Origin of the sequence: Bradyrhizobium australiense, from assembly GCF_013114825.1 — a bacterium.
Lineage (GTDB): Bacteria > Pseudomonadota > Alphaproteobacteria > Rhizobiales > Xanthobacteraceae > Bradyrhizobium > Bradyrhizobium australiense.
Genome location: NZ_JAAVLX010000010.1, coordinates 14,391 through 29,672, shown reverse-complemented (window position 1 = coordinate 29,672; position 15,282 = coordinate 14,391). Strand labels below are relative to the sequence as shown.

Annotated in this window: 13 protein-coding genes and 2 pseudogenes; 4 read left to right on the top strand and 11 right to left on the bottom strand. The window is 63.1% G+C overall.

Annotated features, from left to right (window positions below; all coding sequences use genetic code 11):
* Positions 1 to 90: 90 nt before the first annotated feature.
* Together HCN58_RS27620 and HCN58_RS27615 are read right to left on the bottom strand one after the other, a co-directional pair.
* Positions 91 to 1,260 (bottom strand): extracellular catalytic domain type 1 short-chain-length polyhydroxyalkanoate depolymerase, encoded by a 1,170-nt coding sequence (locus HCN58_RS27620; RefSeq protein ID WP_171582527.1) that lies wholly within the window; start codon positions 1,258 to 1,260, stop codon positions 91 to 93.
* 4 nt (positions 1,261 to 1,264) lie between these two features.
* Positions 1,265 to 1,684, bottom strand: a pseudogene (locus tag HCN58_RS27615) (ribbon-helix-helix domain-containing protein).
* A 265-nt stretch (positions 1,685 to 1,949) separates the two neighbouring features.
* On the opposite strand from HCN58_RS27615, the pseudogene HCN58_RS27610 reads away from it, so the two are divergent.
* Positions 1,950 to 2,093, top strand: a pseudogene (locus HCN58_RS27610) (SDR family NAD(P)-dependent oxidoreductase); the annotation flags it as partial.
* Between the two features lie 372 nt (positions 2,094 to 2,465).
* Here HCN58_RS27610 and HCN58_RS27605 read toward each other — a convergent pair.
* The 5 genes from HCN58_RS27605 to HCN58_RS27585 form a co-directional block, all read right to left on the bottom strand.
* Positions 2,466 to 2,987, bottom strand: coding sequence for a PIN domain-containing protein (locus HCN58_RS27605; protein ID WP_171582526.1), 522 nt, complete (start codon positions 2,985 to 2,987; stop codon positions 2,466 to 2,468).
* Positions 2,988 to 3,677, bottom strand: coding sequence for a hypothetical protein (locus HCN58_RS27600; RefSeq protein WP_171582525.1), 690 nt, complete (start codon positions 3,675 to 3,677; stop codon positions 2,988 to 2,990).
* A gap of 152 nt (positions 3,678 to 3,829) precedes the next feature.
* Positions 3,830 to 4,579 (bottom strand): hypothetical protein, encoded by a 750-nt coding sequence (locus tag HCN58_RS27595; RefSeq protein ID WP_171582524.1) that lies wholly within the window; start codon positions 4,577 to 4,579, stop codon positions 3,830 to 3,832.
* Positions 4,576 to 5,448, bottom strand: a complete 873-nt coding sequence (locus HCN58_RS27590) for a hypothetical protein (protein ID WP_171582523.1) — start codon at positions 5,446 to 5,448, stop codon at positions 4,576 to 4,578. Before HCN58_RS27590 ends, HCN58_RS27595 begins: the two co-directional genes overlap by 4 nt.
* A gap of 115 nt (positions 5,449 to 5,563) precedes the next feature.
* On the bottom strand, positions 5,564 to 6,751 hold the full coding sequence (locus HCN58_RS27585) for a tyrosine-type recombinase/integrase (protein ID WP_235983960.1): 1,188 nt from the start codon (positions 6,749 to 6,751) through the stop codon (positions 5,564 to 5,566).
* A 255-nt stretch (positions 6,752 to 7,006) separates the two neighbouring features.
* Here HCN58_RS27585 and HCN58_RS27580 point away from each other — a divergent pair, with 255 nt between their 5' ends.
* Both HCN58_RS27580 and HCN58_RS27575 read left to right on the top strand, forming a co-directional pair.
* Positions 7,007 to 8,473, top strand: a complete 1,467-nt coding sequence (locus HCN58_RS27580; protein ID WP_171582521.1) for a sensor histidine kinase — start codon at positions 7,007 to 7,009, stop codon at positions 8,471 to 8,473.
* Positions 8,470 to 11,406, top strand: coding sequence for a bifunctional [glutamine synthetase] adenylyltransferase/[glutamine synthetase]-adenylyl-L-tyrosine phosphorylase (locus tag HCN58_RS27575; RefSeq protein ID WP_171582520.1), 2,937 nt, complete (start codon positions 8,470 to 8,472; stop codon positions 11,404 to 11,406). Before HCN58_RS27580 ends, HCN58_RS27575 begins: the two co-directional genes overlap by 4 nt.
* A gap of 165 nt (positions 11,407 to 11,571) precedes the next feature.
* On the opposite strand, the gene HCN58_RS27570 is transcribed toward HCN58_RS27575, so the two are convergent.
* Complete coding sequence (locus tag HCN58_RS27570) at positions 11,572 to 13,347, bottom strand: thiamine pyrophosphate-requiring protein (protein ID WP_171582519.1); 1,776 nt, start codon at positions 13,345 to 13,347, stop codon at positions 11,572 to 11,574.
* Between the two features lie 236 nt (positions 13,348 to 13,583).
* Between HCN58_RS27570 and HCN58_RS27565 the strand changes: the two genes are divergently transcribed.
* Complete coding sequence (locus HCN58_RS27565) at positions 13,584 to 13,778, top strand: hypothetical protein (protein WP_171582518.1); 195 nt, start codon at positions 13,584 to 13,586, stop codon at positions 13,776 to 13,778.
* Positions 13,779 to 13,826: 48 nt separating this feature from the next.
* Here the strand turns inward: HCN58_RS27565 and HCN58_RS27560 are convergent, their stop codons facing one another.
* The 3 genes from HCN58_RS27560 to fdhD all read right to left on the bottom strand — a co-directional run bounded on the left by HCN58_RS27560 (position 13,827) and on the right by fdhD (position 15,279).
* Positions 13,827 to 14,048 carry a hypothetical protein gene (locus HCN58_RS27560; RefSeq protein ID WP_171582517.1) on the bottom strand — a complete coding sequence of 74 codons (222 nt, stop codon included), beginning with the start codon at positions 14,046 to 14,048 and terminating at the stop codon, positions 13,827 to 13,829.
* Between the two features lie 192 nt (positions 14,049 to 14,240).
* Positions 14,241 to 14,453 carry a formate dehydrogenase subunit delta gene (locus tag HCN58_RS27555; protein ID WP_171582516.1) on the bottom strand — a complete coding sequence of 71 codons (213 nt, stop codon included), beginning with the start codon at positions 14,451 to 14,453 and terminating at the stop codon, positions 14,241 to 14,243.
* The gene (fdhD, locus tag HCN58_RS27550; protein WP_171582515.1) at positions 14,443 to 15,279 is read right to left on the bottom strand and encodes a formate dehydrogenase accessory sulfurtransferase FdhD; all 837 of its coding nucleotides are present in this window, start codon (positions 15,277 to 15,279) and stop codon (positions 14,443 to 14,445) included. The genes HCN58_RS27555 and fdhD overlap by 11 nt, the downstream gene beginning before the upstream one ends.
* Positions 15,280 to 15,282 lie beyond the last annotated feature (3 nt).

Below are 15,282 nucleotides of genomic sequence, written 5' to 3'. Positions count from 1 at the left end.
CGGATTGAGATCTCTCCTCTTCCGCTTCGTACGATGGAGAACGACTACGAGTCCGCTTCCCACGATCGGGATGAAAAGCCGACGCCACCTCTAATTCCGTCCCTGTGGGAGCGAATGCTCAAGGAAGAAACGAAGCATTTCCCTCGTTGCATCTGGTCCGTCCGGATCGGTGTACGAGCCGGCGGGGTTGCCCCCCGACCATGCGTGTCCGGCTCCGTGGATTTCCCAGTGCTCGAGGATTCCGCGTCCGCCGGCGTCGATGTGGACCGTGCGGGTGTAGGCATGCCCTCCCGGTACCCGTCCGCGGTGCACCTTCACCGTCGTGCTCGTCGCTGCGATGGACTGCCGGACAATTCGACCGCCGTTTTTCGAATGCACCGTGGTGTCGCGATCGCCATGGAAGACGATCGTCGGAATGGGCAGTCCGTCGCCCGGCATTGCCTCGGACCCGCCTCCTTGCTTCATCGCGATCAGCGCAGAGGGCAGGTCGGTGGCGGCCCCGCAGGCCAGTCCGGAGTGTATGCCGATCGCTGCGTACAGATCGCCGTACCTCGATCCCATCACGGCGGCGGCCGCGGCCCCGGCCGACAGTCCGGCGACATAGACGCGTTGTGGGTCGATCGCATGGTCGCGCATGATCTGGCGGGTGATGCCCGCGATGAGCGAGGGGTCGCCGCCGCCGCGTTGCTGGTCGCCCGGACGAAACCAGTTCCAGCATTTCGCCTGGTTGGCTTCGGCCCGCTGCGCGGGATAGGCCACGAAGCAGGTGTGCTCTTCGGCGATGAAGTTCATCCGCGTGCCGGCGGCGAAATCCTCCGGCGACTGCGTGCAGCCGTGGAGCATGATCACCAGCGGAATGGCCTGTCCATGATAGCCGCTGGGGATGAAGAGGCGGTAGGCGCGGCTTCCCGCGGCATTCCCGTAGCTGCCTTCGACGAACCTGGCGCCGTCCGGCACGATGTCTCCCATGGATGGCGGGGCGCGCTTCAGCGATCCTCCGAGGCCGAGCCCTGGGATGTTCTTGGCGAAATCCACCGGCGGACGGACCGCGCGACGCGGACTCCTCGTCTCCGTGGCATGTGCCTTGGCGTCGATGGTCGGCGGCTCTCGTTCTGTCGCGGGGGAGCGGTGTGGGGTGGGGGCGGTGGCGTCCGGTGCGTTCTCACCCCGAAGCATGCGTTGGAGCAGCGCGGTGGCCTCAACGAGTTGGCCCGAGTGCGTGAGGCGTGTGGCTTCGCGAACGATGTCCAGTTTCAGCATGGCCTTACCTCATTCTGTCGGCGAGAGCGGATTTGACGGCGGGACTGGCGTGCAGAGCTCCCAGCACGGAGACCGAAGCAATCGTGGCCCGAGCGAGTTCGGGCGTGACGTCTTGGGCGATGGTGGCGAGGCCCAGAACATTGATGTGCAGCATCTCGCCCGCCCGCTGCGCCGCCGCAAGATCCTCGCGGGCTGTAGTTCCGCAAGCCGAGGTCCAGGTTGTTTCGGGCCGCGGACTGCTTGACGACATCGGCGTGACGTTCGAGCTGGTTGCGGATTGCGGTCCGGATGAAATCGGTCCGGTTCGAGTAGAATCCCTCCTGGACCATCAAGTCGACCTGACCGAGATCGACAAACCAAGATTGATCGTGATTTTTTCGGTGTCAGAGGGCTTTGGTCGGATTTCGTGAACGTTGCTGGCCATCGCTTTCCCACCTATATCAGCTGTATGGATGGTATATGGATGGAATTTGGCGTGCTTCAAGGCGTGCCTTGCGCGTCCAAGGTACGAAAGCGCATGCGTCGGCATGGGTCTGGTGCTGGTCACCGCGTTCCGCCCAGCATGCCCGCGAACGAGTTCCGGGCCGACCTCGGCTGGCGGAGCACGCAACCGGTTGAATCGGCCGCCCCAATCCTGTTGCTTCCTTCCCCTGGACAAGTTGTGACTTAGGGGCGGGGAGGAGGATCAAATGGCGTTCGTCTTCATCACCGGCAGCACCGACGGGCTCGGTCGCGCGGCGGCCCAGTCGCTTCTTGACGATGGTCATCAAGTGGTGCTGCACGCTCGATCGGCAGATCGCGCGGCGATCGTCGGCGATCTCGCGTCGCGGGCATGTTCTGCCTGATTACCCCCACGAAGAGCGATGTTGCGTTCGATGCCATGCCCAGATCCCATTGGGCATTGACCCCAGTGATGGCCGTCAGCTCGCCGACGGACCGAATCAACACCACTTGGTGCGGTTGAGGATTGCCACCGACGGCAGCCGTGAACTGTCGGATTACCTCTTTCACGCGTCGAGCGGCACGTCGCCGACCATCGAGGTCGGATCGCCGAGTATCGGCGGTGTACCAGGCCCGGATCGCCTACCTTTCGAGGTCGTATGCTGACGCCGGGCGGCCTGAGGGCCGCCGTCGGTGACGGGTGATCACGGAGAAAAAATCTGCAGGGGCGTGGGCGTGAATCTAAGCGGCACGCTCCTCAATTATCAGGAGGCGTCGGTCTGATCTGTGGGACTCAAGCGGTCGAACAAGTCCGGCGTCTTTGGCGGAGGCGATTCAAGATCGGCAAGCCGGAATACCGACATGCCGGATGCTTTGCCAAACCGCGCCACGTCGGCATCTTCGGAATAGATACGCTCTGCGCCCTCGACTTTGGCGATGGCAACGATCTGGCGATCGTATTTCACCTTGTCCCAATTCGGCGCGCCTTCCTTCTTGTCGCCTGCATCGATCGCCTCGCGGTGACGGGCTGCCGCTTCCACAGCTGCGCGCGTGCCAAACGGCGCGATCCGGATTCGCGCGGTCTTGTTGAGGATGTCGAGATAGGCCGGCGCGGCGTCGCCGGCGCCGATCAGCACTTCGCTCAATGCTGGTGTGGGGATGATGATGTCGTCCTTGTTTTTGTCCAGCGTCGCGATCAGGTAGGCGAGCCGCGAATCGACGCTGCCTTTGCCTGTCACCTTCGGCAGCTTAATGAGAAAGCTCGTGTCGAAGGCCACAATCGCCATTCAGTGGCGATCCTGTTCATCGCGGCGCAAGCCGAGAATGTCGCTCAAGGCATCCTCACTCTCTTGCCAGCGCGCGCCTTCTACAGCGCGCAAGCGACCGATGACGTCCACGATCGAGGTATCGTCCAACACTTCGAAACCAGTGATGTCGAATTGCTGCAACGTCCAGCTTCCGCTTTCTTCGCGTAGCCATTTGCCGCTGCCGAACACACGCACCACGCCGCGCAGGTAATAGGTGGCTAGGCGTCGCGCGACTTCTTCATCGCGCACGCTGCAATGATATTCCGCGTCGCCGTGCTTGAGCCACACGGGGATGGTCTCGTCACGACCGCCGATGCGGATAATGCGCCCGTCGAGGGTGCCTGGTTCGCGGAAGGGGCCGTACTTTACCGGCTTGGGCCGGTTGCGCCCGGGAAATTCGATGACGTTGCCCTCTGTGGGCGTCATCAGAACGCCAACCGCGCCGTCCTTGGCCAGCATGGTGTCGATGGTCTTGAATGCCTCCATGGCATCCTTGGGACCATCGCCGCGCCTGACGAGGGCAATACGCGCCTCGACCGTGGGGAAAGCCTGCGGCTCGACACGCGAGACCAGAACCGCGCTGCCGTGCTCAAGATGTGAGAAGTGCACGCGCTCGCGGTTGCCGAGCATCACCGCCAACTGCGACATGTAATCGGCAAGGCGAGCCATGGGCAGGTTGTCGACGGTGAAGACGTCGATCCTGAATCGGTAAGCCTGAACACCTGTCGGGGGATAATTGTGCCCTGCCGGCAACTTTTTCGTTAACGCCTGCCTCCGTACCGCGGCCCAGGATAATGCCGCGGAAGCCTCCCCGGCGCAGGTCAGAACGGCGGTGGCTCTTCATCAGGACCCATCGGTGGCGGCTGCCACCCCCGCGGCCTAAGGGTCGCCGGTCGCGGAACGTCCGTCACCGCGTCGACAATTTGACTGAGCACCGGGATTGCCTTGCCAATCGTCTCCAATGCCGTGTCGAGGCGGATCAGCTCGCTTGCGTGCCTGCCCGCGATGTCGAGGATGTCGGCGATGTCGATCGGCCGGCCGTGCTTCGGCGTCATGGTCTCGACTACCTCGTCGATTGTGGCGGCTATCGCCGCCGTCGAGAACCACGGGCGAGTGCGCTCATACTTCTCGGTTTGACGCCGTGGAGAGTTGCCGAGCTTGGACGCGAGCAGCTGCAGGTAGGTCTGGGTCGCTGTGGTGTTCTGGGCATCGAGCATGGTGAAGATCAGCTCGGCCCGGACCTCGATCGGGGGCTCGGCATCGAGGTCGGCGCGCACAACTCGATGCGCGGCTTCCACGTCAGGCAATGCGGGTAGTCGCTCCAGATATGACGCCGCTCGATCGGCGTATCGCCAGAGGTCCCGTGGATCCCCGTCGGCGTCCCACAGAACCCAGAGGTCGCCGGCACCGTTGACGCGAACGAGGTCGCGGAACTCTTCACCGTCGACCTGGTCGAGGGCGGCGGCGAGAGGGGTGGCGATATGAAAGGGCGCCGTTGCAGCCTGCAGGCCTTGAGGGACGGCCAGATCGAGCCTCGATGAAGGACGGATCATGGGCAAATTGCTGCTCATTGCTGCCCCCCGAATGTGGCGCGGCGCTCCCGCCACTTTTCCAACATGCCGGCGTGGATTGGCCGGCGCGCCTGAGCGCGACCGGCCTTGGGGAGCTGGACCAGCACGATCACGTCGGGCTTCCTGGGAATGGCTATCTTGATTTCTGACAGTAGTTCGGCGTCGGCAACCTCGATCACGTCGTCCGGGGTCATGCGCGCCGTCGCGCTTGGGCGCTCGGCGCTGACCTTGGCGGTTGGTGTCACGCTTAAATTCGTCACGCTCCCTATATCTATTATGTCGCGTGACTTATTTTTGCGTGACGCGCGGCGACGTCTCTGGCGTTCGGCGGCTTGTTCCCGTTTGCGCGCTGCCAACTCTTCCGGCGACAGGTCAAGCGGAGGGCGACCGCGCGGCCGTCCGGTGTTATGAGCAACCCGGGACTTGCGTTTTCGCGCGGCGTCTTTCGCACGCTTCAGCTCCTGACGGCGCTGATAGTTCGGATCGTCATCGGCGCCGAAGAACCAGAGTCTAAGAGCCTCGCGGTCGCGGACGCCAATCTCGAGCACGGTGGCGGACTGGTCGTTGGTCCAGCGCTTGTCGCGGGCCTCTGTCTCGCGGACTAGCTGGTTGAGTTCCGCATCCGTTAGCCACGGAGCCCATCTCAGGCACCAGCTGCGAACCGATCGCTTCGGATTGGCTGGCCCCGCCAGCCAGGCGTGGTCGGCACCCCACTGAAGGATCCGCCGACCTCTTTCGTTGTCGGGGAGAACATCCCATCCGCGATGGGCGAACCACGTTTTGGCGTTGGCGAGTCGGCCGCGAGCGCGGATGACGTCTGTCTTGGTGCAACCGCGCCTCATGAGTGCACCTTCGAAATCGAAGTGCACCAAAACGGTTGCGCGCCCGACTCCGAGCGGGTATCTATGTCGTTCATCGAGGTCCCCTAATGACCTTGGTTTCTAGAGCCCGGCTTGCGGTGGTGCGCGGCCGGGCTTTCTCTTGCTAGTCTGGTGGTTTCACGAAGTTCGCCCACGCCTCCATCGCGATGCGTCGACGCTTGATCATGTCTGAGGTCCAATAGGACCGCTCCGCCTCATCGCCGACGCGATGAGCGAGACAGAACTCCAACACCTCGCGCCGGAAGTTGTGCTTCTCGTTGTCCGCGCCCCAGTTCCTGAAGCTGGTCCGTATGCCGTGCATTGTTGCATCGAAACCGGCGCGCTTGATGCAGTTCGTCAGCGCATTCGGGAAGAACGGCTGATGCTCGACCGTGTGGTCTGAGGGGAACACGTACCTGCCGAGTCGCGGCATCGTTTTGATGATCGCGATCGCCTGATCGGTCAGCGGCACGAGGTGGTCGCGTGGCTTCTGTTCGGCGTCCTCCTTGATCTTCATCTTCTCGCCCGGGATCAGCCAGGTACGCTTTTTGAAATCGATCTCGGTCCATTCCATCAGCCGGATCTCTTGGCTCCGGGCCACCGTCAGGATGCCAACTTCCACGCACCGGGCGACGCGGGTGGGGTCGTCGTTAAGCTCAGCCATCAAGGACGGCGCTTTCGCGTAGGGTACCGATGCGTGACCCTTCTTCTTGTTGAGCTTGCGGGCGGAGGTGAACACGAATTTGAGATTGCCCCGCCACGAAGCCGGATTGTCGCCGGTGCGGAGCCTTTCGACCTTCGCTGCATCGAGGACCTTCTCGATACGCCCGCGCGTGCGGTTCGCTGTAATCGGCTTCTCGTGCCAGATCTTCTCGAGCGCCTTCTTAACGTGCGTCGTGTCGATCTCTTGAAGAGTCAGCTTGTGCAGGCTGGGGACGTCGCGCAGCGAACGCTGCCATGCCTTCTCTTCGTCCGGATGCTTTCCAACGCACCAAGCCTTATAGTTCGCGTTCCAGTGTTCGGCGAAGGTCGTGCTGGCGTTGTCCTCGATCCTTTTTTTGTGGCGGGGATCGATGCCATCCTTCTTGAGCGCGAGGCGGTACGCGCGCGCCTGATCGCGCGCTTCGCTCAGCGAGAGCTGCCCCTCCTTGTCGCCGGCCGTCGCGAACTCCATCTGGGCGCGCTTGCCGTCCGTCCCTGTAAAGCGGAAGGCCCAGCGCCGGGCACCGTTGTCGCGAACGATCAGGTACAGCCCGCCGGCATCAGCATGGGCTCCAGGTTGCAAACTCTTAATTTGGGAAGCATTGAGCATCACGGTACCATCCCCATATGCGGGCCGGGCTGGTTCCCGGCCTGGTCTGTGAGGTGTACCGGCGTCACGGATCATTTCCAACGCCGTAAACCGAACGTTTACCAGTTTTTTACCGCTGCAAGGCCGCGGACTGACGATAGCAGGTGACAGCTGACGACAGCTCATGCGGCTAATGCACTGAAAAGTAACGAGCTTTGTGATAGCAGACGATGTCGGACGAAAACGGGCAATGCGCCCAGATTGGATACATGATCCGTGACGGCCTTCGGTAAACTGGTCCGCACCACGGCGTTTCGGCTGACGCTGGTCTATCTGTTCCTGTTTGCGCTGTTTGCGGCGTCGCTGCTCGGCTATTTCGCCTGGAATACGCGGCGGCTGATCAACGAGCAGATCACCGCCACGGTGAACGTCGAAACCGCGGAGATTACTGACATCTACACGCGCCGCGGCCTGCGCGGTCTTGTCTACACGCTCGGCAATCGGGCGCTTCGGCCAGGCGCCAACCTTTATCTCGTCACCACGCCGGAGGGGAAGGCGATCGGCGGCAATGTCGGCGCGCTGGCGCCGGGCGTAATGGCCTCAACCGGCTGGTCGGAGACCGGCTATCGCCGGCTCGACGAGCAGGACACCGCGGATCATCGCGCGCTGGTGCGCGTAACTGAACTCACCAATGGTTTCCGCCTGCTGGTCGGCCGCGACCTGGAGGAGCGACGCCGGCTGTTCGGTATCGTCGCTAACGCCGCGCAATGGTCGCTGCTCGTCGTCATCGTGCTCGGTATCGGCGGCGGCATCTTCGTGGCGCGGCGGGTGCTGCAGCGGATCGACGCCATGACCGGCACCACAAGGCGCATCATGGCGGGCGACCTTTCCGGGCGTCTGCCGGTCGGACGCTCCGGCGACGAACTCGACCGTCTCGCGGAAAATCTCAACGCCATGCTGGAGCGCATCGAGGCGCTGATGATGGGGTTGAAGGAAGTCTCCGACAACATCGCCCATGACCTCAAGACGCCGCTGACGCGCTTGCGCAACCGCGCCGAGGAAGCGCTGGCGAGTTCGGGCAGCGAGGCCGAATACCGCGCGGCGCTGGAGCGGACCATCGACGAATCCGACGGTCTGATCCGCACCTTCAACGCGCTGTTGATGATCGCGCGCGCCGAGTCCGGGCAGGCGCGCGGCAACATGGATGATTTCGACGCTGCCGACGTCGCCAAGGGCATTCATGAATTGTATGAGCCGCTGGCCGAAGACGACGGCATGACGCTCCGCGTCAAGGCCGCGACCGCGCGGCTGCATGGCAACCGCGAGCTGATCAGCCAGGCACTCGCCAATCTGGTCGAGAACGCCATCAAGTACGGCAAGCCCTCGCCGGTGGTGCAGCCGCTCGATCCTGCCGCCGCCGCGCGCACCCGGGAGATCGTGATCGAGGCGCGGCGCGAGGGCGACCACGTGCTGCTCAGCGTCACCGATCATGGACCCGGCATTCCCGAAGGCGATCGCAAACACGCGGTCGAGCGGTTCGTGCGGCTGGAGGCGAGCCGGACGCTGCCGGGTTCCGGGCTTGGCTTGAGTTTGGCGTCCGCCGTGGCGACCTTGCACGGCGGTGAACTCAGGTTAGGGGATTCGCATCCCGGCCTGACCGCGACGCTGGTCGTCCCGGCGCTATCTGCCGCGGGGGACAGGCTTGCGGCTCAAACACAGGATGTGCCACAGAAGGTGGCATGAATTCCTCCGCCTTGGCCACGCGGTTCGTCAGCGGGCCGCATGCCGCAGCCAGCAGTAACGCCGAACAACGCCTGGGAGACTGGCTCGCCGAACTGGAGCCGGAGCAATCGGCTGGGATTAAGGCGTGGCTGGATCGCCCCCTCGCCAGGACCATCCTGCTCGGCATCGTCGAGTTCTCGCCATACCTGTTCGACCTGATCCGGGCTGACGCCGGTCGGTTGCTGCGCTTGCTGGCATGCGACCCGGAGCCGTATCTTGCTTCGCTGATGGAGAAAACCTCGCGCGAGGTGCTTGCCGCCACGGGCGAGGCCGAGGTGATGCATCTGCTTCGCCGGATGAAGTCGGAGGCGGCGTTGTTGATCGCGCTGTGCGATATCGGCGGGGTCTGGCCGGTGATGCGGGTGACGGCGGCGCTGACCGATCTTGCAACCGTATCCGTGCAGGCGGCGCTGCGCTTCCTGCTGCGCCAGGAGGTTGCGCGCGGCCGCATGATGGCACTCAATCATGACCGGCCGGAGGAGGGCTCTGGCCTGATCGTGCTCGCCATGGGCAAGATGGGCGCGGGTGAATTGAATTACTCGAGCGACATCGACCTGATCGTGTTTTTCGATCCCGCCGCCACCTCGCTGGTTGCAGACATCGAGCCGGCGCCGTTCTTCGTGCGCGTGACGCAGGCGCTGGCCCGCCTGCTGCAGCAACGCTCCGGCGAGGGCTACGTGTTCCGCGTCGATTTGCGGCTGCGGCCTGATCCGGCCTCGACGCAGGTGGCGATTTCGACCGAGGCGGCGCTGCATTACTACGAGCGGGAAGGGCGCACCTGGGAACGCGCCGCGATGATCAAGGCGCGCGCGTGCGCCGGCGACGCCAAAGCGGGCGAGGCGCTAATCGCCGAACTCGCCCCGTTTGTCTGGCGCAAGCACCTGGATTTTGCCGCGCTCGCCGATGTCCATGACATGAAGCGGCAGATGCAGACCTATCGCGGCCAGAGCGAGATCTCGGTCGAAGGCCATAACGTTAAAGTCGGCCGCGGCGGCATCCGCGAGATCGAGTTTTTCGCGCAGACGCAACAGCTCATTGCGGGCGGCCGCCACCCGGAACTGCGGGTGCGGCCGACGCTGCATGCGTTGCAGGTGCTGGCGACCAGCAACTGGATCAGCTTTCAGGCCTGTGACGAACTGACGTCGGCTTATGAATTCCTGCGCTGCGTCGAGCACCGGCTGCAGATGATCTCGGACGAGCAGACCCATGCACTGCCCGACGATGCCGGGGCGGTGGCGCGCTTTGCAAACTTCTTCGGCTACGAGAGCCGGGCGGCCTTTGCGAAGGACTTGCTCGGCCATCTCAACGTCGTGCAGGCACATTACGGCAAGCTGTTCGAGGGCGATCCGACCGGCACGGTGAAGCTGCCGCAGCTCAACTATGCCGGCGGGCCCGAGGATGCGCGTCTGCTCGATCATCTGACGACGCTCGGCTTCAAGAAGCCGGTCGCGGTGGCCGGCACCCTGCAGCTCTGGATGCAGGGCAACTATCGCGCGCTCCGCAACGAGGCGACCAAGGCAGCCTTCATCGAATTCGTGCCCGGCCTCATCCACGGTCTCGCGCATGCCGAAGACCCCGACGACGCCGTGACCACGTTCGATCGTTTTCTCGGCGCATTGCAGCGCGGCGGCCGGTTGATTTCACTGTTGAGCCAGAATCGCGATCTGGTCGCGTTGGTGGCGTTGATCCTCGGCGCGGCGCCGCGGCTCGGCGACATGCTCGCGCGCCAGCCGCAGATCATGGACGGCTTGATCGATCCCCGTTTCTTCGGCGCGATGCCGGACCAAAAGGAATTGTCGGCGCGGCTGGCGGTGACGCTGCAAGACGCGGACTCTTACGAAGACTTCCTGGATCGCCTGCGGCTGTTCGGGCAGGAGAGCCTGTTTTTGATCGGCACGCGGATCCTGTCTGGCACGGTTTCTGCGCAGCACGCTGGGGTCGCCTTTGCCGACGTCGCAGAGGGCATCGTGCACACCGTGCACGGCCTGGTCATGGAGCAATTCGCGACCCAGTACGGCCGCATCACGGGCCAGGAGACCGCGATCCTCGCGATGGGCCGGCTCGGCAGCCGCGAGATGACGGCATCTTCCGATCTCGACCTGATCCTGCTGTATGATTTCGACGCTGATAATCCCGATTCCGACGGCGAACGATCGCTGCACGGCGCGCAATATTTTACGCGGCTGACCCAGCGGCTGATCTCGGCGTTTACGACGCGGACCAATTACGGCGTACTCTACGAAGTCGACATGCGGCTGCGGCCGTCGGGCCGCGCCGGTCCGCTGGCGTCGCGGATCGATTCCTTTTCCGATTATCAGGAACGCGAAGCCTGGACCTGGGAGCACATGGCGCTGACGCGGGCGCGGGTGATCTCGGCTTCACCGGCGTTTCGCCAAAAGATCGAGGACACCATCCGCAGTGTGCTGATGCGGCCGCGCGACGCGGCCTCTACCGCCGGCGACGTTGCCGACATGCGCCGGGCGATTGCGCTGGAAAAGGGCGAGGACGACATCTGGGACCTTAAGCTCGCTGCCGGCGGCCTGGTCGACATCGATTTCATCGCGCAATATTTGCAGCTCGTTCATGCAACGGAAAAACCCGAAATCCTTAGCGTCTCCACGCTGCAGGTGCTCGACAACGCCGCACGCCTCGGCGTGCTGCCGCCATCCGACGCCGAGATTTTGCGCTCCGCGGCGCGGCTCTATCACGACCTCACGCAGATCCTCAGGCTCTGCGTCACCGGCAAATTCAAACCGGAGGCATCGGGCGAGAACCTGCTGCGCGTGATGGCGCGCGCCGGCGATACGCCGGATTTCTCGACGCTGGAAGCGCGCCTGCGCGAGACGCAGGGCGAGGTGAGGCGGGTGTTTCAGGCGCTGGTGGGCGGTGGTTGACGCTTGGGTTGGTAGGATGGTGGTGCGATTTGTCCGCCGTAGCTCGCAAGAGCGAAGGCGAAAGCTATACCCATCAATCGCGTCCTGTGAAACGCGTCCTGTGAAAAATGATGGGTTTCGCTTCCGCTCTACCCATCCTACGGGACGGATGCCTTCCGCCGCGGCTCATTCCTTCTTGCCGAACAGACCGTTGAAGACCTGCTTCGCCGTTTCGCCGATGACGTGCCCGGTAGCTTCGTCTCCCTTGATCATTGACGACATGAAGCCGCGGGCCTGCTGCAGCGTTACGTGAGGCGGAAGCGGCACGACTTCCGGGTCGGTCTTGATTTCGAGCACCACCGGCCGATCGCTCGTGAGAGCCTCCTGCCAGGCTGATGTCAGCCGATCCGGGGAATCGACGAAGATGCCTTTGAAGCCGAGCATCTCTCCGAACCTCGAATATGGAAAATCGGGAATGCCTTGGGAGGCTTCGAATTTGGGGTTGCCTTCCATCACCCGCTGCTCCCAGGTCACTTCATTGAGGTCCTGGTTGTTGAAGACGCAGACGATCCAGCGGGGATCCGTCCATCGCTTCCAGTATTTCTGAACGGTGATCAATTCCGCCATGTTGTTCATCTGCATGGCGCCGTCACCCACGAGCGCAATCACCGGGCGGTCGGGATGCGCGAACTTGGCGCCGATGGCGTAGGGCACCGCCGCGCCCATCGACGCAAGCCCGCCGGAGAGCGAGGCCAGTTGGCCGTTCTGCACGCGGTAGTCGCGAGCAAACCAGTTGGCGCACGACCCGCTGTCGCTGGTGACGATGGAGTTCGCCGGCAACAACGGTGACATCTCCCAGACCACGCGCTGCGGATTTACCGGCGTCGCATCCGCCATGGCGCGCCCTTCGAGTTTCTTCCACCACGAGGCGATGTTGGTTTCGATGGTCCTCGACCAGTCCCGATCCTCCTTGTGTTTGAGCCGGGGCAGCAGCGCGTTCAAGGTGGTTGCGGCGTCGCCGTGAAGGTTGACCTCGGCGGGATAGCGCAAGGAAAGCATCGAGGGTTCGATGTCGATCTGGACGGCGCGGGCGCTGCCGTCCTTGGGCAGGAATTCCGACCAGGGAAAACCGGTCCCAATCATCAGTAGCGTATCGCAGCCTTGCATGAGGTCCCAACTCGGTTCGGTGCCGAGCAAGCCGATCGCACCGGTGACGAACGGCAAATCGTCGGACAGAACATCCTTGCCGAGCAGTGCCTTGGCAACGCCTGCGCCGAGACGGTCCGCCAGCTCGATCAATTGAGGGGCCGTGCCACGCGCGCCTGCGCCGATCAGTATCGCAACTTTGTTCCCGGCATTGAGAATTTCTGCGGCCCGCGCGAGTTCAGTATCGTCGGGCACAATCTTCGGCCGGCGGTATCCGACGCCCGAGCGTGTGAATCCATGTGCAACCGCAGGCTCTTCATAGTCCTGATCCTGAATGTCTTTCGGAAAGATCAGCACCGACGGACAATTTCCGGCCTTCGCCACGCGGATGCCGCGGTCGATCAGGTGCCGCACTTGAGCAGGCGACGAGGCTTCTTGCGCGAAGCCGGCGACGTCGGCGAACATGCGATCGAGATTAAGTTCCTGCTGGTAATTGGCGCCGCGCACGGTCGCCTCGGCCTGGCCGCAGATCGCGAGCACGGGCACGTGGTCGAGCTTGGCATCATACAGACCGGTGATCATGTGGGTGGCGCCGGGGCCGCCGGTCGAAAAGCAGACGCCGAGTTCGCCGGTGAACTTGGCGTGCGCCACCGCCATGAAGGCCGCCATTTCCTCGTGCCGGGCTTGAATAAATTCGATATTCCCTGCGCGCTGCAAAGCGCCAGTCACGCCGTTGATGCCGTCGCCAGGATATCCATAGATTCGGCGGACGCCCCAGGCGTGGAGCCGTTCCACAACAAAATCGCCGACTTTCATGCGGACGCTCCGGATCGAAACAAAAGGCGGGCAGTGAGAGCCCTCTCGTTTCAACGGTCGGTTGGCGGCGGCGTTCCTGTTGGCCTTCCATCGGACAAATTCACGATTCCGTTCGATTTGCGTTGCGGTGACATTTCTGTCCAAGGCTTGAAGCCGTCCCCGGTCGCTCCCAAGTGAAAAGGAACGATCATCGCCGCTGGTGAGATCGCTCGGAACCACCGTCATTCGGAGGCTGGATGCATACCGAGATCAATATTTTCGACAAACCAATCGAGCGCATCAGAAAAACCTGCGAGCTGATGGGCCTTGGCGCCGATTTCGACCGCAAGCTGCCGGAACTCGAAACCCACCTTGAAAGGCTGGTGGCCGAAGGTGAAATCAGCGAGGAACGGCTGACCGTGAGCGGCCTGACCTTCGTCAAGCAGGCGTAACAGGGATCTGTGTGAGGCGCAGGCAAGTGGCAGGCGCAGCAAGTGGCGTCAGGAGATTTCGTCCGGAAGCCTCCAGGCCGGATCCGGCGCGCAAAATTCTTCCCTGATTTCCTTCACGTGATAACGGGCCGGCAGCACCGCCCCGCCTGCTTCATTGGCAACGGGAAGATCGGAAATCAGGGAAGCGTCGAGGGCTTGCTTCCAGACCGCTGCCTCGGTCGGCAGGCCGGGGCCGATCTGCCTTTCGTCGACGAACAGCGCGTAGGGCACGAGCCTCTCCCCAAATCAAAACCCCGCCAGCTATCTAAAATAGCTGACGAGGCTTTTGAGCCGATATTTCCGGTGGATTTCTCCTTCCTGAACTACCTGCTCACTCCTGTAACGCCGGAATGATGGATGTCGTTCCAGGGTTTTTGGCTCCCGTGAGCGAAAATTCGCTCCATTGACGCTCGAGGCGGGACGTTACGCCTTCTTCAGCGTCTCGAGCGCATTGCGGACATGCGGATCCAGCCCCGTGCCGCCATTGTCCAGGTGCGCAAAGATCGCTTTGCGCATCCGCGGGTCCCAGTATTTCCTGATATGCTCGGCAATCCCCGGCACGGCCCTGTCATGGCCCTGGCTCTCGAAGAATTTGCCGATCTGGTTGGCCATGTAGATCAATCGATCAGGCGACATGGGTAGCCTCCGCAACGCCAGTGGCTTGTGCAACGGCAATCCGCTCCGGATGCGTGAAAATTTCAAAACCGTCCGATCGGGCGATTGCGGCGAGTGTAATGCCGGCGGCCTCCGCCGTCCGCACCGCCAGCGCGGTCGGTGCCGAGACTGCGACCATCAGCGGCGCGCCGATTGCGGCGGTCTTCTGCACCATCTCGACCGAGATGCGGCTCGTCAGCAGCACCATGCCGTCAGCGGCGGGAATCGCAGCCTGCGCCAGCGCGCCGGCGAGTTTGTCGAGCGCATTGTGGCGGCCGACATCCTCGCGCAGCGCCACGATCCCGTGTGCCGGGGTCCAGAATGCCGCGGCATGCGTCGCGCGGGTCTGGATGTTGATCTGTTGCAGCACGGCGATGCTCACCATCGCAGCGATGATCTCGGAGGGCGTAAAGATGCGGCCCTTCGGCACGACCGCAGCGGGACGGACGGCTTCCGCAATCGACTCGACGCCGCAAATACCGCAACCGGTCGGGCCCGCGATATACCGCCGCCGCTCATTGACGAGCTCGGCGCTGGAAGATTTCAGCCACATCCTGAGCTCGATGCCATCATCGAGTTCCACGATTTCGAGCGTCTCGATCTCCTCGGACGACTGCACGATGCCTTCGCTGAGGCTGAAGCCGATCGCAAAATCCGGCAAATCCTGCGGCGTGCCCATCATGACGGCATAGGTGCCGCCATTGTAGGTGAGGGCGATGGCCGTCTCCTCCGGGATCAGGCGCGCGCCTTCGCCAAGTTGACCGTTGCGCCAGATCTGCCGATCGGCGGTGTAGATCGGAACGTGCATGCC

Bases quoted from the DNA above. Each gene is read 5' to 3' on its own strand.
- HCN58_RS27620 (WP_171582527.1), bottom strand. From the start codon at position 1,260: ATGCTGAAACTGGACATCGTTCGCGAAGCCACACGCCTCACGCACTCG.
- HCN58_RS27605 (WP_171582526.1), bottom strand. From the start codon at position 2,987: ATGGCGATTGTGGCCTTCGACACGAGCTTTCTCATTAAGCTGCCGAAG.
- HCN58_RS27600 (WP_171582525.1), bottom strand. From the start codon at position 3,677: ATGGCTCGCCTTGCCGATTACATGTCGCAGTTGGCGGTGATGCTCGGC.
- HCN58_RS27595 (WP_171582524.1), bottom strand. From the start codon at position 4,579: ATGAGCAGCAATTTGCCCATGATCCGTCCTTCATCGAGGCTCGATCTG.
- HCN58_RS27585 (WP_235983960.1), bottom strand. From the start codon at position 6,751: ATGCTCAATGCTTCCCAAATTAAGAGTTTGCAACCTGGAGCCCATGCT.
- HCN58_RS27575 (WP_171582520.1), top strand. From the start codon at position 8,470: ATGAATTCCTCCGCCTTGGCCACGCGGTTCGTCAGCGGGCCGCATGCC.
- HCN58_RS27570 (WP_171582519.1), bottom strand. From the start codon at position 13,347: ATGAAAGTCGGCGATTTTGTTGTGGAACGGCTCCACGCCTGGGGCGTC.
- HCN58_RS27565 (WP_171582518.1), top strand. From the start codon at position 13,584: ATGCATACCGAGATCAATATTTTCGACAAACCAATCGAGCGCATCAGA.
- HCN58_RS27555 (WP_171582516.1), bottom strand. From the start codon at position 14,453: ATGTCGCCTGATCGATTGATCTACATGGCCAACCAGATCGGCAAATTC.
- fdhD (WP_171582515.1), bottom strand. From the start codon at position 15,279: ATGCACGTTCCGATCTACACCGCCGATCGGCAGATCTGGCGCAACGGT.